At 63.0% G+C, this 20,976-nt stretch carries 19 protein-coding genes and 2 tRNA genes; 12 read left to right on the top strand and 9 right to left on the bottom strand.

Annotation, left to right across the window (positions count from 1 at the left end):
• Nucleotides 1–27: 27 nt before the first annotated feature.
• The 3 genes from GRI68_RS02795 to GRI68_RS02785 all read left to right on the top strand — a co-directional run bounded on the left by GRI68_RS02795 (nt 28) and on the right by GRI68_RS02785 (nt 1,269).
• On the top strand, nt 28–1,011 hold the full coding sequence (locus GRI68_RS02795) for a polysaccharide deacetylase family protein (protein ID WP_234028697.1): 984 nt from the start codon (nt 28–30) through the stop codon (nt 1,009–1,011).
• 63 nt (nt 1,012–1,074) lie between these two features.
• A tRNA-Ile gene (locus GRI68_RS02790) sits at nt 1,075–1,151 on the top strand.
• 41 nt (nt 1,152–1,192) lie between these two features.
• Nucleotides 1,193–1,269 (top strand) — tRNA-Pro (locus GRI68_RS02785).
• Nucleotides 1,270–1,288: 19 nt separating this feature from the next.
• Here the strand turns inward: GRI68_RS02785 and GRI68_RS02780 are convergent.
• The 3 genes from GRI68_RS02780 to GRI68_RS02770 all read right to left on the bottom strand — a co-directional run bounded on the left by GRI68_RS02780 (nt 1,289) and on the right by GRI68_RS02770 (nt 4,601).
• Complete coding sequence (locus GRI68_RS02780; RefSeq protein ID WP_325063748.1) at nt 1,289–1,840, bottom strand: DUF421 domain-containing protein; 552 nt, start codon at nt 1,838–1,840, stop codon at nt 1,289–1,291.
• 21 nt (nt 1,841–1,861) lie between these two features.
• Nucleotides 1,862–3,124, bottom strand: coding sequence for a GGDEF domain-containing protein (locus GRI68_RS02775; protein ID WP_160615684.1), 1,263 nt, complete (start codon nt 3,122–3,124; stop codon nt 1,862–1,864).
• 82 nt (nt 3,125–3,206) lie between these two features.
• Nucleotides 3,207–4,601: a M20/M25/M40 family metallo-hydrolase gene (locus GRI68_RS02770; protein WP_160615682.1), complete on the bottom strand. Its 1,395-nt coding sequence runs from the start codon at nt 4,599–4,601 to the stop codon at nt 3,207–3,209.
• A gap of 119 nt (nt 4,602–4,720) precedes the next feature.
• On the opposite strand from GRI68_RS02770, the gene ettA reads away from it, so the two are divergent.
• The 4 genes from ettA (at nt 4,721) to GRI68_RS02750 (ending at nt 9,213) form a co-directional block, all read left to right on the top strand.
• A complete protein-coding gene (gene ettA / locus GRI68_RS02765) occupies nt 4,721–6,394 on the top strand; it encodes an energy-dependent translational throttle protein EttA (RefSeq protein ID WP_160615680.1) in 1,674 nt (557 codons plus the stop codon).
• A gap of 171 nt (nt 6,395–6,565) precedes the next feature.
• Complete coding sequence (locus tag GRI68_RS02760; protein ID WP_160615678.1) at nt 6,566–6,877, top strand: GIY-YIG nuclease family protein; 312 nt, start codon at nt 6,566–6,568, stop codon at nt 6,875–6,877.
• A 230-nt stretch (nt 6,878–7,107) separates the two neighbouring features.
• Entirely contained in the window at nt 7,108–8,871 is a 1,764-nt protein-coding gene (locus GRI68_RS02755) for a methyl-accepting chemotaxis protein (RefSeq protein ID WP_160615676.1), read from the top strand.
• Nucleotides 8,872–8,946: 75 nt separating this feature from the next.
• Nucleotides 8,947–9,213, top strand: coding sequence for an acylphosphatase (locus GRI68_RS02750; protein WP_160615674.1), 267 nt, complete (start codon nt 8,947–8,949; stop codon nt 9,211–9,213).
• Nucleotides 9,214–9,378: 165 nt separating this feature from the next.
• On the opposite strand, the gene GRI68_RS02745 is transcribed toward GRI68_RS02750, so the two are convergent.
• Nucleotides 9,379–10,113 (bottom strand): carbonic anhydrase, encoded by a 735-nt coding sequence (locus GRI68_RS02745; RefSeq protein WP_234028696.1) that lies wholly within the window; start codon nt 10,111–10,113, stop codon nt 9,379–9,381.
• Between the two features lie 516 nt (nt 10,114–10,629).
• On the opposite strand from GRI68_RS02745, the gene GRI68_RS02740 reads away from it, so the two are divergent.
• On the top strand, nt 10,630–11,067 hold the full coding sequence (locus GRI68_RS02740; RefSeq protein ID WP_160615672.1) for an FKBP-type peptidyl-prolyl cis-trans isomerase: 438 nt from the start codon (nt 10,630–10,632) through the stop codon (nt 11,065–11,067).
• Between the two features lie 68 nt (nt 11,068–11,135).
• Here the strand turns inward: GRI68_RS02740 and GRI68_RS02735 are convergent, their stop codons facing one another.
• Nucleotides 11,136–11,525: a winged helix-turn-helix transcriptional regulator gene (locus GRI68_RS02735; RefSeq protein ID WP_160615670.1), complete on the bottom strand. Its 390-nt coding sequence runs from the start codon at nt 11,523–11,525 to the stop codon at nt 11,136–11,138.
• A gap of 99 nt (nt 11,526–11,624) precedes the next feature.
• On the opposite strand from GRI68_RS02735, the gene GRI68_RS02730 reads away from it, so the two are divergent.
• Entirely contained in the window at nt 11,625–12,194 is a 570-nt protein-coding gene (locus tag GRI68_RS02730) for an FMN-dependent NADH-azoreductase (protein ID WP_160615668.1), read from the top strand.
• A gap of 41 nt (nt 12,195–12,235) precedes the next feature.
• On the opposite strand, the gene GRI68_RS02725 is transcribed toward GRI68_RS02730, so the two are convergent.
• Nucleotides 12,236–12,805 (bottom strand): pyridoxamine 5'-phosphate oxidase family protein, encoded by a 570-nt coding sequence (locus GRI68_RS02725; protein WP_160615666.1) that lies wholly within the window; start codon nt 12,803–12,805, stop codon nt 12,236–12,238.
• 168 nt (nt 12,806–12,973) lie between these two features.
• Here GRI68_RS02725 and GRI68_RS02720 point away from each other — a divergent pair, with 168 nt between their 5' ends.
• Nucleotides 12,974–13,852: an RcnB family protein gene (locus GRI68_RS02720; protein WP_234028695.1), complete on the top strand. Its 879-nt coding sequence runs from the start codon at nt 12,974–12,976 to the stop codon at nt 13,850–13,852.
• A gap of 82 nt (nt 13,853–13,934) precedes the next feature.
• Here GRI68_RS02720 and GRI68_RS02715 read toward each other — a convergent pair whose 3' ends face one another.
• On the bottom strand, nt 13,935–14,501 hold the full coding sequence (locus GRI68_RS02715; RefSeq protein ID WP_160615664.1) for a cytochrome b: 567 nt from the start codon (nt 14,499–14,501) through the stop codon (nt 13,935–13,937).
• Nucleotides 14,502–14,595: 94 nt separating this feature from the next.
• On the opposite strand from GRI68_RS02715, the gene GRI68_RS02710 reads away from it, so the two are divergent.
• Nucleotides 14,596–15,297 carry a prolyl hydroxylase family protein gene (locus GRI68_RS02710; protein ID WP_160615662.1) on the top strand — a complete coding sequence of 234 codons (702 nt, stop codon included), beginning with the start codon at nt 14,596–14,598 and terminating at the stop codon, nt 15,295–15,297.
• A gap of 22 nt (nt 15,298–15,319) precedes the next feature.
• Here the strand turns inward: GRI68_RS02710 and GRI68_RS02705 are convergent, their stop codons facing one another.
• Nucleotides 15,320–16,948, bottom strand: a complete 1,629-nt coding sequence (locus GRI68_RS02705; RefSeq protein WP_160615660.1) for a lysine--tRNA ligase — start codon at nt 16,946–16,948, stop codon at nt 15,320–15,322.
• A gap of 73 nt (nt 16,949–17,021) precedes the next feature.
• The gene (locus GRI68_RS02700) at nt 17,022–18,071 is read right to left on the bottom strand and encodes a sensor histidine kinase (RefSeq protein WP_160615658.1); all 1,050 of its coding nucleotides are present in this window, start codon (nt 18,069–18,071) and stop codon (nt 17,022–17,024) included.
• Between the two features lie 136 nt (nt 18,072–18,207).
• On the opposite strand from GRI68_RS02700, the gene GRI68_RS02695 reads away from it, so the two are divergent.
• A complete protein-coding gene (locus tag GRI68_RS02695; protein WP_160615656.1) occupies nt 18,208–20,973 on the top strand; it encodes an ATP-dependent DNA helicase in 2,766 nt (921 codons plus the stop codon).
• Nucleotides 20,974–20,976 lie beyond the last annotated feature (3 nt).

The raw sequence follows: 20,976 nt of genomic DNA, 5'->3' as shown, positions 1-20,976 counted from the left end.
CGGTCTGCAGCAAGGGGATGACTGGAATTGCGAACGGAGCACCTGACACCGGTTCGCTTTCGCGAAGGCTTCGGCCCGCGCTTCCTCGTCACTGTCGACGTGGAAGAGGAATTCGACTGGTCGCAGCCGCTCGCGCGTGAGAACGTCTCGGTCGAATCGGTCGCGCGGTTGCGCAAATTCCAGCGGTTCTGCGAAGCCGTCGAGGTGCGCCCCTGCTACCTGATCGACTTTCCGGTCGCCAATTCACGGATCGCACAGGACATTCTCGGCAAGGCTTTCAAGGCCGGCAAGGCGGATCTCGGGCTCCAGCTGCATCCCTGGGTGACGCCGCCCCATCGCGAAGAGGTCAACCAGTCCAACAGCTTCCCGGGCAATCTCCCGCCCGCACTCGAACGCGACAAGATCGCGACCCTCACGCGCAAGGTGCGCGACAGTTTCGATACCGATGCACTGATCTATCGCGCGGGCCGCTATGGCTTGGGTGAGGACACCGCGTCGCTGCTCGCGGAACAGGGCATCGCGATCGATAGCTCGGTGCGAGCCTATCACGATTACAGCGCCGCGGGCGGACCCGATTTCGGCATGGTCGACCCGAACCCGTTCTGGCTCGACCGAGACCACAGGGTGATGGAAATCCCGCTCACCACCGTGTTTGCCGGCGTGTTTGCCAGGAGCGGGGCATCGGGCTTCCGCAGGATCGAGAAAGTGCCAAGGCTTCCAGGCCTCGCGGCCCGGTTGGGACTGCTCGAACGGATACCGCTGACACCCGAGGGCACCACGGTGCAAGAAGCATTGCGCGGTATCGACATCGCGCTCCGTCAGGATGTGCCGATCCTCAACCTGGCTTTTCACAGCCCTTCGCTGGTGCCGGGCAATACGCCTTATGTGCGCGACAGTACGGATCTGGATGCGTTCTATGACTGGTGGCGCGCGGTGTTCGATCACCTCAAGGCTCGCAATGTGCGCCCCACCGGGATAGAGGAAATCATGGCTGCGGTGGAGCTCGAATAGCAGCCGTCTGACACAGGCGCTTGAATAGTGAGACCGCACGGGGTAACCGCCCCGCTCGGCGGAGGGCCTGTAGCTCAGTTGGTTAGAGCTGGCCGCTCATAACGGCTTGGTCGCGGGTTCGAGTCCTGCCGGGCCCACCACCGCCAGGACGACCGGCCATGTTTCGAGGCCACACAAGTGTCGGGGAGTAGCGCAGCCTGGTAGCGCATCTGCTTTGGGAGCAGAGGGTCGCAGGTTCGAATCCTGTCTCCCCGACCATTTGGACTGCGCGCCGATCCTAGTCGGTGTTGCGAACACCTTCGAGCAGCGCGTCGTCGAGCGCATCGCCATGGAGCACGGAAACGTCGCCGGTGGTTTCGAGCACCACGGCGCGGACTTCGGAAAAATCGAGCACATTAGCCTCGCGCAGCTTGGCAATGATATCGCTTTCGGTGACTCGTGTGGTGTCCATGGCATCGCGCCGGAATTCGCCGTCTTTCATCAGCAGGATCGGTTCGTTCTGGATCGCGGTTTCTACCATTTCCGACGACTTGCGCAGGCGCGAGGCAGTAAACTGGGCGAGAAACAGCGCCGCCATGGCGATCAGGGCCTGGAGAAAATCGAGCCATTTCGTGACCATCGCACCCGTGGCGACGAGGCTGCCGAGAGCGATCGTCATCACGAAGTCGAAACTGGTCATTTTCGAAAGCGATCGAAGCCCGGTGATCCGGATCAGCACCGTAACCCAGCTCAGTGCGATGGCGGCCAGGATCAGGCTGCGCAGGACGGTATCGAACAGGGGATCGGCAACAAGCATGGCGTGGCCATGGCCCTTGCCCGTATCGAACACAAGTTTTGTCGGCTTGATAATTCAGGCGCTTGCCGCGCGCGGCCCCTGCGGCTCGCTTTCGGGCCCGGATTCGAGCTGGCGGAAGGAGGCAATCTTTCGCTCCTGTTCGCCGAGAGCTACCTCGGTGTCCTCGTCCGCGTCCCAGCCCTCGCTGACCACCCGGTTCCGTCCGCTTTTCTTGGCCGCGTAAAGCGCCGCGTCGGCCCGGGCGAAGAGCTTGCCGTAACCTTCCTTGCGATCCCAGCCAGCGACGCCGAAGCTCGCGCTGATGCGAACATCGTCGGAAATGCCGGTAATCCTGAGATCGGCGAAACGGGCACGGATGCGCTCGGCCAGGCTCTTTGTCGGATCGATCGGGCAGTTCCACACCAGCAGGCAGAATTCCTCGCCGCCGATACGCCCGACGATGTCGGTCGGCCGGATCGCACCTTGCAGCAGCTTACCGAAACTTGCGATCGCATTGTCACCGACCTGGTGCCCCCATATGTCGTTGACCTGCTTGAAGTGGTCGATATCGGCGACAATCACGCTCACCGGCACGCCTTCTTCCTTGGCCTTGTAGAGCATCGCCACCGCCGCCTGTTCGAACGGGCCGCGCATTTTCAGCCCGGTCAGCGCGTCGCGTTCGGAATTTTCGCGCACGGTCTTCATCTGGTCGGTCAGGGCTGCAATCAGAAAAGCCATCGCCATCAGCAACGAGGCCAGCGCCAGCCATACGACCATCACCGCATAGAACGGTGTCTCGCGATATTGCTCGGCCGTCATCGCGCCTTCGACCATGATCGCCATCAGCGGGCGGAAGAAGAACTGGAAAGCCCCCATGCCGAGCAGGAACAGGATCGTCTTGTCGAGGAAGTCTTTTTCGACCTTGCGCGCAGCCGTTTGCGTGCCGAGCGCAAGGATCAGGCCGTAGCTGGCGTTGGCGGCGTACAGTCGGGCGTTGTATTCCACGCCATAGCTCGCTGCGATCATCATCGCCATACCGCCCGCAGCGATCAGCGTGTAGATGCCGAGATCGGCTTTCTGTCCGTTGCGTTCGCAAACGCCCCAGACGACAGTGATAGCGCTGGCCGAGTAGAACAGGTGCATCATCACGATCGAACCGACACCATTGGGGTCGCCGGTGAAGTGAAAAACGAAGAACCCGATGGCACGCGTAAAGTACGTCGCTGCAATGATGGCGATCCACTTTACGCTGCGCTCGCGCCACCAAAGAATGAAGAACGCAAGGGCGAATACCGTGCAAAGCATCGGATTCGCCAGTGCGAGAATCTTCTCGGTCATTGTCTACCCCGGTCGTCCGACTAATACCCCTAGTCGCGAATGGTTAAATCACTCTTAGGAGTTAGTCGAATCCGGAGTTTTTTCAGTCGCCGGTGCGCGGCTTTATCGGGCCCGGCTCATTGGCAAGAATTCCAACCACTTGCGTCCACACGGCAACGTTCTGACGCAATTGCGCCGGGTCGATTTTATCGAGAGTATCGTCGGGCGTGTGGTGCAAATCGAAATAACGCGTGCCGTCCTGCTGCAGATCGATGATCGCGGTGCCCTGGTCTCGCGCGATGTTGATATCTGCCCCGCCGCTGGCAACCGCGGTCGATGTCGAGACGCCGAATCGCGCCACCGCGGCAGCGATCTTGCCGTGCAATTCCGGGTTGCTCTCGCGGAAGTTGCTCTGGAACTGCCAGATCCTGTCCGCCCCGAAATCGCTTTCGAGACCGACCGCGATCGGCTCGTCGATATGCGCTTCGCTATAGGCTTCCGAACCATAGAGGCCGACTTCCTCGGCGCCGGCGAACAGGACGCGGATCGTGCGGAGCGGCTGGCCCGCAGCTTCGACGTTCAGCGCCGCTGCGGCGACGATGCCGCACCCTGCCCCATCGTCGATTGCGCCCGTCCCGCTCCACCAGCTGTCGAGGTGGCAGGCGACCAGCACCGGCGCCAGCGAGGGATCGCGTCCGACGATCTCGCCCACCACATTGCCGCTGGTGGTCGTGCCCAGCCATTCGGGCGTGAGCGTGAGCTTCATCATGATCGGGCGGCCGTCTTCGGCTGTGCGCGCGAACATGCGTTCAAGATTCTCGGCATCGGGCACCGACAGCGCACCCGCCGGGGTCGGCGCGACGCCTTCGGGGAAGCTGGTGCCGCCGGTATGCGGGGTGCGGTGATTGTCGGTGCCGACCGATTTGATCACGGTGGCCACCGCGCCCTTGCTCGCGGCGATCCCAGCCCCGACCCAGCGCGCCGGACCGGCAAAGCCATATTGCGAGCCGTCCTGCGTCGGCGTCATCGAGTGCGAGACGAAGGCGATCTTGCCCGCCAGGCTTCCGTCGGGTGCCGCCATCAGATCGGCCACGGTCGGGAAATAGACGACTTCGGCGGTGATGCCGTCGGGCCCGGTCGAAGCGGACGTCCCCAGCGGATCGACCGTCAGCGGCTGCGCGAACGGCGAAACGATCTCTGCCGAGCGGGTATCGCCGGGGATCCAGGTTTCCATCTGGTACGGCTCGTCGGCGACATTCTCGAAGCCGCGCGCATTGAGCCACGCCACCGCCCAATCGCGCCCGCGCTGCTCGGCCTCGGTGCCCGCCTGGCGCGGACCGACCTCGGTGGTGATCCCCTCGACGAAATCCCACGCGATCCCGTCATTCTCCAGCGCGTGATCGGCACGATCGGCCAGCGCATCGCCGGCGCCCTGCGCCAGTGCGGTGGTGGAAACGGAAAGCGAGAGCGCGGCCAGCGCTAGGAGCGTTTTGTTCATGGCGCGCACTGCTATCGCGCGCCTCCCCGCTTGCCAAGCGCGCGGTTGCCGAAACCGCGCCCAGCGCCTATCTGGCGCGCAACAATTTCCCCCATCGAATCCCAAAGGGACCGTTCGCCATGTCCGCACAATACGCCTTCGTCATGAAAGACATGACCAAAACCTTCCCCGGCGCCAACAAGCCGGTGCTCAGCAACATCAACCTGCAATTCTACCAGGGCGCCAAGATCGGCATCGTCGGCCCCAACGGCGCGGGCAAATCGACCCTGATCAAGATCATGGCCGGGATCGACAAGGATTTCACCGGCGAAGCCTGGCCGGGCGAGAACATCTCGGTCGGCTATCTGGAGCAGGAGCCCGAGCTCGACGAGAGCAAGACCGTGCTCGAAAACGTCAAGGACGGCGCGCGCGAAACGGCCGACAAGGTCGATCGGTTCAATGCGATCTCCGCCGAGATGGCCGAGCCCGATGCCGATTTCGACAAGCTGGGCGAGGAAATGGCCGAGCTCCAGGCCGAGATCGACGCGGTCGATGGCTGGACGCTCGACAACCAGCTCGAAATCGCGATGGAAGCGCTGCGTTGCCCGCCGGGCGACATGGGCGTGGAAAGCCTCTCGGGCGGTGAAAAGCGCCGCGTCGCGCTCACCCGCCTGCTGATCCAGAAGCCCGACATCCTGCTGCTCGACGAGCCGACCAACCACCTCGATGCCGAAAGCGTCGACTGGCTCGAAAACCACCTCAAGGAATATGCCGGTGCGGTGCTGATGATCACCCATGACCGCTACTTCCTCGACAATGTCGTGGGCTGGATCCTCGAGCTCGATCGCGGCTCCTACTATCCGTACGAGGGCAATTACTCGACCTATCTCGAGAAGAAGGCCAAGCGCCTCGAGCAGGAAAGCCGCGAGGAATCGGGCAAGCAGAAAGCGCTGCAGCGCGAACTCGAATGGATCCGGCAGACGCCCAGCGCGCGCCAGACCAAGAGCAAGGCGCGTATCCGCAAGTTCGAGGAACTGCAGAACGCGCAGGACAAGCGCCAGATCGGCAAGGCCCAGATCGTGATCCAGGTGCCCGAACGGCTCGGCGGCAAGGTGATCGAGGTCAACAACATCTCGAAGGCCTATGGCGACAAGCTGTTGTTCGAAGACCTCTCCTTCATGCTGCCCCCGGGCGGCATCGTCGGCGTGATCGGCCCCAACGGCGCGGGCAAATCCACGCTGTTCAAGATCCTCACCGGCAAGGAAGAGCCCGATACCGGCAGCGTGGACATCGGCAGCACCGTCCACCTCGGCTATGTCGACCAGAGCCGCGGCGACCTCGACCCGAAAAACAACGTGTGGGAGGAAATCTCCGACGGGCTCGATTACATGAAGGTCAACGGCCAGGACGTGAGCACCCGCGCCTATGTCGGCGCGTTCAACTTCAAGGGCCCCGACCAGCAGAAGAATGTCGGCAAGCTTTCGGGCGGCGAACGCAACCGCGTGCACATGGCCAAGATGCTCAAGCAGGGCGGCAACGTCCTCCTGCTCGACGAACCGACCAACGATCTCGACGTCGAGACCCTCGGCGCGCTGGAAGAAGCGATCGAAAATTTCGCCGGCTGCGCCGTGGTTATCTCGCATGACCGTTTCTTCCTCGACCGCCTTGCGACGCATATCCTCGCGTTCGAGGGCAACAGCCACGTCGAGTGGTTCGAGGGCAACTTCGAGGCGTACGAGGAAGACAAGCGCCGCCGTCTTGGCGATGCTGCGGATCGGCCGTCGCGGGTGAGTTATAAAAAGCTGACTAGGTAGCGACTATTGAGGTAGCCACGTCTTCCATATCGCTCAGCGGCCGGGATGACGTTTCGATAGGGTCGTCATCCCCGCGCAGGCGGGTATCCAGTCTGGCCTGGTGCTCACTTGCTCTGGATCCCCGCCTGCGCGGGGATGACGGGAGGGCGAGAGTTGGTTTAGCACCTGCCCATGCCGTTCGAACGTACGCCTTGCGTCTATATCCTCGCCTCGAAGCGCAACGGCACTTCGTATATCGGTGTTACGTCTGATCTTCCGGGTCGGATTCATCAGCATCGTAGCGGTACCTTCGAAGGGTTCTCCCAACGCCACGACGTCAAAACACTCGTGTGGTTCGAAGTTCATGCGACGATGGAAACGGCGATCCAGCGCGAGAAGCGGCTGAAGAAGTGGGAACGTGACTGGAAACGTCGGCTGGTCGAAGACGGCAATCCGGAGTGGCGCGATCTGGCGGAGGATGTAGGGTTTAATAACCTGGATTGACTGGTTTGTGCTCTGCACGTCTTCGGCTCACCGTCTGCGCGGGTAGAGCGACTTGGACGCCTGCAAAACATTGGGCCCATGACCGCCCGTTGCCAGCCTCTTCTCGCTGTCTGCGCCCGCGAACTTCAACCGATGAAATAGAAAACGCGCCCGCCGGTTCGGAACGGGCTCATATTGTCTAGAATGGGGACTTAGCGCCCCCGTCCTGCAATGTGAGAAGAGACTTCCGGATGACCCTCAAGCACAAGCTTTTCGCCTGCCTTGCCATTTTGAGCGCAGCCCTGCTGGCGCTCGCCGGTGCGTTTTATCACACCGTCCGCACCAATGAGACGGCGCTTTCGACCATCCTGGTGGACCGCGTTCAGCCGCTCCAGAACCTCAAAACTGTCTCCGATACCTATGCGGTGCTGATCGTCGACAACGCGGTCAAGGCGACGAACGGCAATGTCGGTTATGGCGAAGCGGCCGACAACATGCGCGAAGGCACCGCCGCTATCGAAGAAGCATGGAAGGCCTATCGCGCCACCAGCATCGATGGCGAGGAAGAGCGGCTGTCGCGGCAGGCCGAAGCGCAGATGTCGACCGCCGATGCGGCGATCCTGCGGCTGGAAGGCATTCTCGATTCGGGCAACACCGCAGCGCTGGAGCGTTTCGTCCAGCGCGAGCTGTTCCAGACCATCGATCCGCTGTCGGATACGATCACCGAACTTTCCGAAATGCAGATCGACATCGCCAGCTCCGTCACCGAGGAGGCATTGCAGGACAACGCGACCTCGCTGACCGTCGTGGTCGTGCTCGCCATTCTGGCAGTGATTGCGATCGCCGTGTCGATCTTCATCGTCACCCGCAAGGTCGTCCGTCCCATCACGAACCTGTCGAGCGTGGTTCGGGACCTCGCCAAGTCGGGAGACGGCGAACTGCCACACCTCGAACAGAAGGACGAGATCGGAGACATGGCTCGTGCGATCGACGCCTTCCTGAACGCGGTACTGGAAAAGGAACGGGCCGCCGCCGCGATCACTGCACGCGAGCAGAAGATGGTCACCGATACGTTGGCCGAGGGCCTCTCCGCATTGGCCGATGGCGATCTGATGGTCGAGGTGACCGCCGACTATCCTCCGGCCTATGCCAGCCTGAAGACCAATTATAACGATGCTGTCCAGTCGCTGCGCACTCTGATCGAAAGCGTGGCCAGTGGCACAGATTCGATCCGCACGAGCTCCAGCGAGATTGCGCAAAGCTCCGAATCGCTGGCCCGCCGTACGGAAGCCAATGCCGCCAGCCTCGAACAGACTTCAGCAGCGCTCACGCAGATGAACGACCGGATCTCGCGCGGGGCCACCGCTGCCAAGGACACCGCACAGAGCGCCAATGAAGCCAATGGCATCGTGCACGACGGGCGCTCTCTCGCCGAACAGGCGATGCAGGCGATGGGCCGGGTCCAGGAAAGTGCCGAGGGTATCGACACGGTGATCGAAGGGCTAGACAAGATCGCATTCCAGACCCGCGTACTCGCGATGAACGCGGCGGTCGAAGCAGGCCGCGCAGGCGAGGCCGGGCGCGGATTTGCAGTGGTCGCCGACCTGGTCTCCGCGCTCGCCATGCGGGCCGAAGAAGAAGCGGGATCGGCGCGCGAACAGCTTACCACGACGCAGGAAGAAGTCGGCAATGCGGTCGGCAGCGTCAAACGCGTCGATGCCGCGCTCGAACAGATTTCGGCGAGCGTGGGCAACGTGAACGAGTTGCTCGACACGATGGCGGCAGACAATCAGGCCCAGGCTTCCGCCATTTCCGAAATCGTCACGGCCGTGAGCGATATGGACAATTCGACGCAGCAAAACGCAGCGATGGTCGAAGAAACCTCGGCAGCATCGCGCCAGCTAGCGTCCGAAGTGACCGAGCTCGCCGATCAGGCAGGGAACTTCCGCACCCAGGCCGGTGCGACGGCGGCTCGCTCGCTTGAACAGGAGGCGACGCCCGCACTGATGCACTGACCGCGTTCCAGTGCCGCACGAAGGGTACGGCTCGCTCGACATGCAAAACGCTCGGTGTTGCGCTAGGTTGCCATAATGACCGCCCGTCACCTTATCATCTACGGCCGCGTGCAGGGTGTGTTCTACCGCGACTGGACGGTCGAGACCGCGCGCTCGCTGGGCGTGTGTGGCTGGGTGCGCAACCTGCCCGACGGGACGGTCGAGGCGCAGGTCGAAGGCGAGCGCGAAGCGGTCGAGCGCATGATCGCGGCGATGGAGGACGGCCCTCCCCGCGCGCGGGTCGAGCGGATCGAACGGCGCGCGGTCGAGGACCAGGGCTTCACCCGCTTCGCGCGACGCTAATCCAGGAGTCCCCGCAACAATAGACGAAGCCCTTCGACAGGTTCGGGGTAGAGAGCGACGTGGCCCCCGAATGAACATGTGAGAGGAAACGCGCATGACGGCGCGTCACCTCATCATTGCAATACCAAAGGGCAGGCACCATGCCCGCCCTTTTCGGAAAACAGGTCAGTCCTCCGGCCCGATGATCAACCGATTGTTAAGCGGCTGGAGCGACCGGTTGCTGGCGCCCAGGATGCGCGCCATCGCCGCGATCTGTTCTTCGCTCGCCTCGAGCACCTCGTCTGCAACATGCCAATTGACGCCTTCCGTGCAAGGCGGCGTCGTGAGCGACCCCATATAGCGATAGAGATCGGGCCGTTCGGGCACGAGCGATGCGATGTCGAGCATTACCTCTTTCCCCTCGCTTTCGAGGGCGTCGAGGATCGCAGCAATCGCCGGATTGGCATCGCCTTCCTCGAACATGACGCCGAGGACGGCGAATTCACCGTCGCGTGAGCCGTGAACCAGATGAACGACCAGCGGATAGCGCTCTCCATGCAGCATATGCTCGGCCGGGGTATGGAAGTGCATCTGCAAAAGGCTGAACAGCGTGTCGCCGCTAACCATTCCCATACCGGAATCGACATCGACCTGAACCTTGCCGCGCCCACGCTTCAGCTTGCCATCTGCCTCGCCATAGGATGCTGCGAACGCGATCGAGGCGCGCGCATTGGTGTCGGACAGGACGATCGGCGACTGCATTTGCCCCGTATCGCAAACCGCGTAGCTGTCGTTGTCGATCGACCATTTCTCCGGCAATTCGCCATCGCCATAGACCCAATCGGGGTCGGCGCCGGGGTCGGGAGCAAGTAGGTTTGGCAGCAACATGGCAGCAGAAGACAGGAACATTTCGATTAGCATGATCGCTCCTCACTTTGGTCGAGCGTCCGCTCGGCGAACGGCGGGCTTTGAAAAACAAGTGAATTCTATACCGCCCGCCGAGAGAATCAAGTTTGCGCGACATCGAGAAACGCACGGTTCGATAGCGGGCAAATCAACTGTGCTCGCCTCACGGCGGCGCGGATCGTCGCTGTCCTACACGCCGGTCGGCATGTAATCCGGCGGCATGATACGCTCACCCTCCCCGTCTCGTCGTTGTCGCGACGGAAGGTTACACTTCTGCTCCCCCGATCGCGCGCTAGGCCGCGGAATTGCGTGGATCGCGCAGGATCGTAGAGTTTTGCAAAACCCCGGCTTCGGTGGTCCATCGGACGGCACTTTGCAGGCCTTCGCGTGTGTCGCGCCAGACACCTGTCGGGGACTTTGTTTGACTCATCCCGCCCCGGTTCCCACATGGGTTGCGAGGCGCCCGGTTCGCGGGCGCATGTCCGGACGGCGCGTGTCCGCGCCGCACACACGAAATTCCAGAGGATTGTTATGAGCACTGCCAAGACCGGCGACACCGTCACCATCGACTACACCGTCAAGAAGAGCGACGGCACTGTCGTCGCCAACACCGCCGAAAGCGGGCCGCAGGACCTGACACTGGGCGGTGGCGAAGTGATGCCCGCGCTCGAAGAAGGGCTTGCCGGCATGGAAGTCGGCGCCGAGAAGACAATCACGATCCCCAGCGAAAAGGCCTATGGCCCGCACAATCCTGAGCTGGTGATCGACCTGCCGCGCGCCAATCTTCCGCCCGAACCCGCTCCCCAGCCCGGCATGCAGCTGCAGGCCCAGGCGCAGGACGGCCAGCCGATGATGCTGACGATCACCGAAGTGGGCGACCAGTCGGTCAAGGCCGATGCCAACCACCCGCTCGCAGGCGAGGACATCACCTTCAATGTGACCCTGCGCGAAATCAAGCAGGCGGCGTAAGCCAGACTGTGTATGAATCCGGAACCCGGCGCTGCACTGGCAGTCGCCGGGTTTCGCTTTTTCGGGGGCTAGGCGGCTTCCTCCTGGACCCGATCGTAAGCCGCGCGATTGGCATGGATCCGGGCCAGGTTTTCAAAGGTCCAGTCGGACAGCGCGAGGACAGGCACCGCGAGCGACTGGCCGAGATCCGTCAGCCGGTATTCGACCTGCGGCGGGACCGTCGGATGGACGGTGCGCGCAACCATCCCGTCGCGCTCGAGCGCGCGCAGGCTGCGGGTCAGCATTTGCTGGGAAATCCCGCCGATATCGCGCTTGAGCTCGTTGAAACGGCGCCCTTCCTCGGGCGCGGCTTGCAGGGCTTTGACGATCAGCACGGTCCATTTGTCGCCCACCCGGCTCAGCACTTCGCTGACGGCGCGGCAACCGGGATCGGCGTGCGGATGGTTCGGGGTAGTCATATCGGTGTGACCTGGTCAGTGAGTTTTGCGTTCTTGCCGGGCCAATGTGGTCACATATATGGCCTTGGTCAACAATCGTGACCCACAAAGGACGACCCCATGAAAATCCTCCATATCGACAGTTCGATTTCCGGCGATGCATCGGCCAGCCGCGACCTCACCGCAGCCATTGTCAGCCAGCTGAAAGACGCCGTGCCCGATGCAGAAGTGACCTATCGCGACCTCGTCGCCGAGCCGTTCGCCCACCTGACCCTGCCGGCGTTCGGCGAAGAGGATTCGCTTGAAGCATTGGCCCAGTTTAAGAACGCCGACACCGTCGTGATCGGCGCGCCGATGTACAATTTCACCATCCCCAGCCAGCTCAAGACCTGGATCGACCGCATCCTCGTTGCCGGCGAGACCTTCCGCTATACCGAAACCGGCGCTGCCGAAGGTCTGATGGGCAGCAAGCGCGTGATCGTCGCGATCGCTCGCGGCGGGCTTTACGGCGAAGACAGCGCGCAGCGCAGTGTCGAACACGCCGAACGCTATCTTACCAGCGCGCTCGGCTTCATCGGTATCGACAATCCCGAGTTCGTGATCGCCGAAGGCCTGAAGATCAGCGAGGAAGCGGCTGCCGAAGCCATGACCGCGGCGCACGAAAAGGCCCGCAAGGTCACCGCAGCGTAAAGCGCAGGGGATGGCGGGCGGCCTTGCTGCCCGCCATTTGCCTAGGGCGAGAGCCAGCGCGCGCCCTTCCCATCGAACAGCGCCCGGCGATGCCCGGTATGCGCGAGATGGAACCAGTCGAAGGCCTCGACTTCGACCAACAGCACCGCGAAGTTTTTGCGCGCCGGGATGAGCTCGGCATCGCTCGGCTCGACCCCTTCAAATTCCGGTGGCAGGCCCGAGGTCGGATCGTCGGCCACTGCGCCGGGCCCTTCCCCCAGATAGCAACGCCGTGCGAAATTATCGGCCGATTGCCACGCCGCATCGGCGATGGGCCCCTCACGCTCGATCCGACCCGTTCCGCGCATTCGGAGCTGCAGCTTGGCCTCCTTGTCGTAAGCCAGCACCGCGATGCGCGGATCATGTTCGATCACCGTCACCTTAGGAGCGCGAACATCTGTGTGGAACCGTAGTGTGCGGCTTTCCGCATCCCAATCGCGCAGCACCATGACCCGCGCATCGGCATCGGCGGTCGCGACCACCGGCGTGTGCATGGGCGATTGCCGGTCCGACGCCGCCTTTTCGAGGCAGCGGTCTATTTCGGTGCGAATGGCTTCGAAGCTGTTGTCCATGCCTGCGCGATTGGCCCCTTCGCGGCTTGAGCGCAACAGTTCAGGTTGCACGCCGCTTTTCTGAACATTCGACGACAGGGGAGTTCAGTTTCGTGTCACGCCGCGCTGTCTAGACCGAGTCCTGCAATCCGGCGCGAGGGGTGTCGGAAGAAGAACAGGAGATGGACAATGGCCGGAGCCAGCCTCTTCACCAAATCCGCACTCGCCGCGCTTGCCGCGGGCCTGGCTTTCGCGGCGCTGCCCGCAAATGCTGCCGAGGCCAACGCAGGCGTCGCAACCATGCACGCAGCGTCGTTCGTCGAGCAGGATCGCCAGGAGCGCCGCAAGGCTCGCAGCGAACGCCGCAAGGATCGCGCGACCCAGCGCACCCAGCGTCAGCGAACCGAACGCCGACAGGAGCGACGCACCGAACGACGCCAGGAACGCAGGTCAGAGCGTCGCCAGGAACGGCGCTCGGAGCGTCGGCAGGAAACTCGGCAGGAACGCCGCGCGGAGCGTCGGCAGGAAACTCGGCAGGAACGCCGTGCCGATGGCCGCCAGGATCGGCGCGTCCGTCAGCGGACCGAGCAGCGCCAGGCCTATCGCCAGGGTCGCCGCGATGAACGCCGTGCCGATGGCCGTCAGGATCGGCGCCAGACCCGCCAAGCCTATCGCGAAGGTCGCCGCGACGCGACGCGGCAGGCGTATCGTCAGCGCGACCAGCGCCGCTATCGCGATTATCGTGGCGGAGACTATCGTCGCTGGAACCGTCGCTGGCGCGATCAGCGGCGCTACGACTGGCAGCGCTATCGTACCCATAATCGCACGTCCTACCGCATCGGCCGGTATCACGTGCCCTACCGCAACTATCGCTATCGCCGGCTGAGCATCGGGATCTTCCTCGACAATTTGTTCTACGGCAATCGCTACCGGATCGTGAATCCTTGGCAGTATCGCCTGCCGCCGGCCTACGGCCCCTACCGCTGGGTTCGCTATTACGACGATGTGCTACTGGTGAACACCTACACAGGCGAAGTGCGCGACGTGATCTACGACTTCTTCTGGTAGTCGTCTTCCCTTTCATCCCCACCCAGGGTCCTTTGGGGGATGAAATCCTGCCCTCGCCTTCCTTAGGAGGCGAGGGCTTCTTTTAGTTCTTCGTCGCTGTTCCGAAGGGGAGCATCCGCCACAGTTGACCGTCCCTGTCGATCGCCATGTGCTTGACCACGCCGAGAACGTGCAGCGCGACGAGGATCAGCAATATGTTGGCACCGGTCCCGTGCAGCTCGAAGATTGTGCCCGCCGTTTGGCGGCTTTCGCCGACCGGAAGAGTTCCGATCGTGAACAGGCCGAAGAAATCGATCGTGCGGCCGGCAAACGAGTTGGCCAGCCAGCCGCCGAGCGGCAAAGCGATCAGAAGCAGATAGAAGATGAAATGCGTGATCTTGGCTAGCGTCTTTTCCCAGGCGGCAAGGTGGCTGGCGAGCGGCGGTCGAGGATGGGTCCATCGCCACAGCAGACGTCCGACAGTCAGCACGAGGATCGCGATCCCCAATGCCTTGTGATCGTTCATCAAGTCGCCGCGTGCGGCACCCTTCAGCCCATGCGCGTTCTCGACGATGCGCCAGTTGACGATGACCGCGACTGCAATCACCCAGTGAAATATCATCGCGCCATAGGAATAGCGCGTTTGCGAAGCCGTGTTCGTGTTGCTCATGCCGCTGTTCTGTCGCGCAAATTCGATCGCGACAAGATGGTATGGTCGACCAAGCGTCTGGAAATGCGCAGCGCTGCCGTATATCGCTGCCCGAATGGACAACACCGCACCGTCTACAGTCGCGCGCCCACGCATCGGCAAGCACGAGGACCGCAGCGCGCTGCGCAAGCTCGGTGCTGCGGTGCGCACCCGCTTGCAAGCCAATCCGCGGGTACAGACTCTCGTCGATGAAGGCGCCGAGCTCTATGCGGTCGGCGAATTTCTCAGCCCTGCCGAATGCGATCGCTTCATCGGGCTGGTCGACGAGGTCGCGCGCCCATCGAGCGTGTTCGACCTTGATTACGACGCGCAGTACCGCACGAGCTATTCGGGCGATGTCAGCTTCGCGGACCCGTTTGTGCGTTCGATCAGCCGGCGGATCGACGACCTGTTGGGAATCGAGCCGACCTACGGAGAGCACCTACAAGGCCAGCGCTATCTTCCGGGACAACAGTTCAAGGAACATTGCGACTGGTTCTGGACCAACGCCTCGTATTGGAAGGGGGAGAAGGCGACGGGCGGCCAGCGCAGCTGGACGGCGATGATCTATCTCAATGATGTCGAGGCAGGCGGCGCAACCAATTTCGTGCATCTCGGCCTGTCGGTGCCGCCGCAACGCGGCGCGCTGCTGATCTGGAACAACGCCCTGCCCGACGGCACCGTGAATTACGACACCATGCATGCCGGCACACCGGTCGAAGCCGGTGTAAAATACGTCGTTACCAAGTGGTACCGCACCCGCAAATGGGGCGGCTGACCGGCTCCATGCGGAGGCGCGCCTAAGCGAGCGCGGTCGCGATCAGCTTGCGGGTGTTTGCAATCCCGTAGAGATCGATGAAGCTGCCCATCCGCGGCCCCTGCGAAGAGCCGAGCAGGATCTCGTACAGCGCCCGGAACCAGTCGCGCAGGTTTTCGAAGCCGAAACGATCATCCTTGCCGATCTCGTACACCATCGTCTGAAGGTCTTCCGCACTCGTTCCCGCAGGCACCTCGGCCAGGCGCGCATCAAGTTCACGCAGCGCTTGCGCCTCGACCTCCGTCGGCGCACGCTTGACCAGCGTTGGGGCAACGAAATCACGGTTGTAGGCCAATGCATGGTCGATCATCGCATCGAGCTCGGGATGACTACCCGCGTCGGCATCTTCTACGTAATTGCCGAGATAGGACCAAACCTGGTCCTTGTCCGCCTCCGCTCCCAACACGCCGATCAGGTTGAGCAAAAGCGCGTAGCTGACCGGCAGGTTGTCCCCTGCGCCCGGTGCCTCGGCGCTTTCGAAACTGCCATTGGCGCGCAGCAGGTTCCACACGGGATTGCCAAGCTGCTTGTCGAGCGCCTGTTCGGTCAGCCGCTCGCGGAACGCCCAGTAATCGTCGACCGCGCGGGGGATCACGCCCGCATGCAATTGCTTGGCGCTCTTGGGATTGGGAAAGATGTAGAAGCCAAGGCTCTCTTCGCTGCCATATTGCAGCCACTGCTCGATCGTCAGTCCGTTGCCCTTGGACTTGGAAATCTTCTCGCCATTGGCATCGAGGAAGAGCTCGTAGATCAAACCCTCGGGCTTGCGGCCACCCAGCACCTTCACGATCCGACCGGATTGCACGCCGCTGTCGGTCAGGTCCTTGCCGTACATCTCGTAATCGACACCGAGCGCATACCAGCGCATGGCCCAATCGACCTTCCATTGCAGCTTGGCCTGCCCGCCCAGCGCGCTCTGTTCGACTGTGCTGCCATCTTCTTCGGTGAAACGGATTGTGCCAGCCTCGGCATCGACCACTTCCACCGGAACTTGGAGCACTTTGCCGCTGGTCGGCGAAATCGGCAGTACCGGCGAATAGGTCTGTCGCCGCTCCTCGCGCAGCGTCGGCAGCATGATGGCGAGAATGTCCTGGTTCTTGCGCAGGACCTGGCGCAGCGCATCGTCGAACGCGCCCGAATTGTAGCGATCGGACGCGGCGACGAATTCGTACTGGAAACCGAAGCGATCGAGAAAATCGCGCAGCATCTTGTTGTTGTGCGCGGCAAAGCTGCCGTGCCCGGAATCGAACGGGTCGGGAATTCGGCTCAGCGGCTTGTGCAGATTGGTTTCAAGCACGTCCTTGTTGGGGACATTGTCGGGCACCTTGCGCAGGCCATCCATATCGTCGCTGAAAGCCACCAGCCGCGTCTTGCCGTCTTCCCGCTTCGCGCCGATCATGGCTTCGAACGCGCGGCGAACCAGCGTCGTGCGAAGCACTTCCTGGAACGTGCCGATATGCGGCAGGCCGGAGGGGCCGTAGCCGGTCTCGAACAGCACCGGCGAACCGTCGGGCTTGGCGCCGTCGGGATAGCGTTTGAGCAGCCGCTGGGCCTCCTGGAACGGCCAGGCCTTGGACACGCGTGCGGCGGCGGTAAGTTCGGTCATGCTCATGCCATCGCCTCTTGCCGTTTCGCCGCCATGTTGCAAGTGCGAAGCCCCGCGACCGGCAATCCGGAGGCCGTTCTCAGTAGAGCGGGATTTCGATATCGACGCAGAAACCCTCGACGCCGTGGCGCTTCTCGAGCTTCGCCGATAGCGACGTCGTCAACTGCGAGATAAGAGCCTCGCCAATCCCGGTCGAACTCGCCGCCGGCTTGTCCTCCATGCCGCATCCATTGTCGCAATAGACGATCGACAGCATGTTCGAGCCTGCCATCATCTCCAGCTCGATCCGGGGTTTCTCCGTGTCGTTGAATGCATGCTTCAGCGAATTGAGAGTCAATTCGTTGAGAGCGAGCGCCAGGGTCGTTGTCTGGTCGGTCGAGAGTAAAGCGCGGCCATATTGCTTGATCACGAGCTCGACATCGCGTCCGACCGCCATCGAACGCAACGTCTCTCGCGTCAGGTGGGCTAGGAACGATACGACCTCGATGCTGCGATGAGTGTCGAGGGCGAACAGCTGGCTATGAATATCGACCAGCACACCAACCCGCGCCGATGCATCCGTAAAGGCTGTTTTCGCCTGAGGGTCATCCATCCGGCGGGCGTGCAGGGTCAGCAGCGAATTCACCAGGGAGAGATTGTTCTTCACCCGGTGGTTCACTTCGGAAAGCAGCGTGTCCTTGGTTTCGAGCGCATTGGCGAGCCTCCTCCGGTCGGCCATTTCAATCGTCCGATCCGACATGGTCACCACCGACGCGATCTGGTCTCCCTTCTTGTCGAGAACCGGCCGTGCGGAACCGACCGCATCGACGATCCTGCCATCGGGGTGGGCAATCTTCCAATGCGCATTACGAACCGTCTCGCCATGAAGCACCGCCCGCGACAACGGCAGATCTGCTGGCGGATACGGCTTTCCTTCGGACGTCAGCAGATGATACGTCTGAGAGTAATCCGCAGGACTGACATGCAATTCACCAACGCCGTGGATCGCTGCAGCGGCAGGATTTACATAGATCAGAAGACCGTCGGCATCGGCCACGATGACCCCCTCTGCCAGCTGATCGAGCGCGGCCAGAAGCAGGCTTTGCGCTTCCTCGTTCGCACGCTGAAATAACTGATCGATAAAAGACAAAAGTGGATCATCCCCGTCATATCGCAGGCGGCCTCGTGCCTGTGCGCACACCAAAGCACTTGATCTGAAACAATCGGTTAATACGCGAACTCGCGCACCTTGCGTCGCGTTCCACCTTCGTTCTAGCGTCGCCGCAGTGACTGCCCCCCTTCCCCTTTCCGCGCTGCACGCTTCGCACGCCGGCACCTGGCTGTGCGATCCCGATGGCTCGGTGCGGGAAGTGGCGAAAGGAGAAGCGGTGACGTCGGCTGCCGATACCCCGCTGCTGATGCTCAACGCGCCTTTGGTCGCCACGCGTCTTGGCTATCCCGATCTATCGGGGCTGGACCTGCTCGAACTGTTCGCCTTCGTCTATCCAGCCAGGTTTTGCGTCCCCACACCCAAGGGGCTGGCAGAGGCTTTGGGCATCACGCCTCCACAAGCGGATGGGGACGTGCCCGCCCTGCTTCAGCGCGCGGCGGGCGAGTTGCTGGCGCGCTGCGAAGCCGACGACTGGGCCGAGCGCGAAGGGGCCTGGTCCTCGCTGCAGTCGCTTGCCCGACTGCGCTGGCCCTGGGCCCAGCGCATCGCCATTCGCAAGCCCGAACGCGCAGAGAAGTGGCTGTTCTCCCGTCTTCCCCAATGGGAAGAAGCCGCCGACCGGCCCCAACCGCGCCAGGTTACCCTGGAGGGCGATGCAATCGCCGCGCAGCTCGACACCCTCACCGGCCACGGCTCCGAACGCCGCGAGGGCCAGCGCGACTATGCCCGGGTCGCGTCCCACGTGTTCGCCCCTCGCACCCGCCGCGACGCACCGCATATGCTGCTGGCGCAGGCGGGTACCGGGATCGGCAAGACGCTCGGCTATCTTGCCCCCGCCTCGCTGTGGGCAAAGGAAAGCGGCGGGACCGTCTGGGTCTCTACCTACACACGCAATCTGCAACGCCAGCTGCGCAGCGAAAGCGCGCGCGCCTGGCCCGAACAGCGAACCGACGGCACGCCGCCCGTGGTCGTGCGCAAGGGGCGCGAGAACTATCTCTGCCTGCTGAACCTCGAAGATGCCTTGCAGGGCGGCTTCGGCGGACGTCCCGCCATCCTTGCGCAATTGGTGGCGCGCTGGGCCGCCTATACCCGCGACGGCGACATGATCGGCGGTGACTTGCCGGGCTGGCTCGGCACGTTGTTTCGTCGCCGCGCGATCGCTTCGTTGACCGACCGGCGCGGCGAATGCGTGTATGCCGGATGCCCGCATTACCGGAAATGCTTCATCGAACGGGCCGCGCGCCAGTCGGTCGATGCGGACCTCGTCATCGCCAATCATGCGCTGGTTATGGTCAACGCCGCCCGCGGACGCGATGCCGCCAACCGCCCTTCCCGCGTAATCTTCGACGAAGGCCATCATGTTTTCGACGCAGCCGATTCGACTTTCGCTGCAGCGCTTTCGGGTGGTGAAGCGATCGAATTGAAACGATGGATCCTCGGGCCCGAGCGCGGCTCCAAGGGTCGCCGCCGCGGCTTGGCCGCGCGCCTTGCGGATATCGCCAGCTATGACGAAGCGGGAGGCAATGCGATCGACGCGGCGAGCGAAGCAGCCGAAGCGCTTCCTGCGTCTGGCTGGCTCGGTCGGCTGGCAGAAGGCGCAGCGTCGGGCCCGATCGAGGCCCTGCTCGCCGCCGTCCGGGCGACCACATATGCCCGCGACGAAAGCGGCGGAGTCGAAGCGGGCTATGGAATCGAAACCGAAGCGGCGAGCCTCGATGGCGCATTGATCGAACAGGCAGGCCATGCAGCCGATGCCCTCGCCGCGCTCCGCAAGCCCTTGCTGAAGCTAGCCGGGCGGCTCGAAGCGGTGATGGAAGACGCGCCCGACTGGCTAGACGCGCAGGGCCGCGCACGGGTCGACGGGGCGCGCCATTCGCTTGGGTGGCGAATCGATCTGATCGCAGCCTGGGAAGCGATGCTCGATCGCCTCGGCGGGGTCGACGGAGATAATCTGGCCGAACCGCAATTCGTCGATTGGCTCGCGGTCGAACGCTCCGACGCGCGCGAATTCGATGTCGCGATCCACCGCCGTTGGCTCGATCCGATGAAGCCGTTTGCCGCGACTGTGCTGGAAGGCGCGCATGGCGTTATGCTGACCAGCGCCACGCTGACCGAGCGTGACCGGGATGGCGAGCCGCAGTGGGACAGCGCGATTGCGCGCAGCGGGGCCGAGCATGTCGGCGTCCGGCCGGAGACCTTCGCCGCGCCCAGCCCGTTCGATTATGCAAATCTCGCGGAGATCCTGGTCGTCACCGATATCCGTCGCGGCGATATCCCGGCGCTGGCTGGTGCCTATGCACGGTTGATCGAGGCCGCAGGCGGCGGTGTGCTAGGCCTGTTCACGGCGATCCGGCGATTGCGCGCGGTCCACGGCCGGATTGCCGACCGACTCGCCCGGGCCGGGCTCCCGCTCTACGCCCAGCATGTCGATCCCATCGATACCGGCACGCTCACCGACATCTTCCGCGACGATCCGCGCGCCTCGCTCCTCGGCACCGACGCCTTGCGCGACGGAGTCGACGTGCCGGGAGATTCTCTGCGCTGCGTGGTGATGGAACAGGTCCCGTGGCCGCGCCCCACAATTCTACACCGCGCGCGCCGCCTCGCGGCCGCCGAAGCCGAAGGCGGTGCCCAGGCGCATGACGACCGCATCATCCGCGCGCGGCTCGCGCAGGCTTTCGGACGCCTTGTTCGGCGCGCCGATGATCGTGGCCAGTTCGTGATGCTCTCGCCCGCCTTTCCCAGCCGCCTGCTTTCTGCTTTCCCGCCCGGCACACCGGTAACTCGCTGCACGCTGGACGAAGCGATTGCGCGTGTCGCCGAGCGAGAGATTAACAAAAATCAACTTTCGGATGGAACTACGCCCGCAGCGCATGCGTAGCAC

The organism is Alteriqipengyuania halimionae, assembly GCF_009827575.1.
Lineage (GTDB): Bacteria > Pseudomonadota > Alphaproteobacteria > Sphingomonadales > Sphingomonadaceae > Alteriqipengyuania_A > Alteriqipengyuania_A halimionae.
This window is presented reverse-complemented; position numbering and strand designations above follow the sequence as displayed.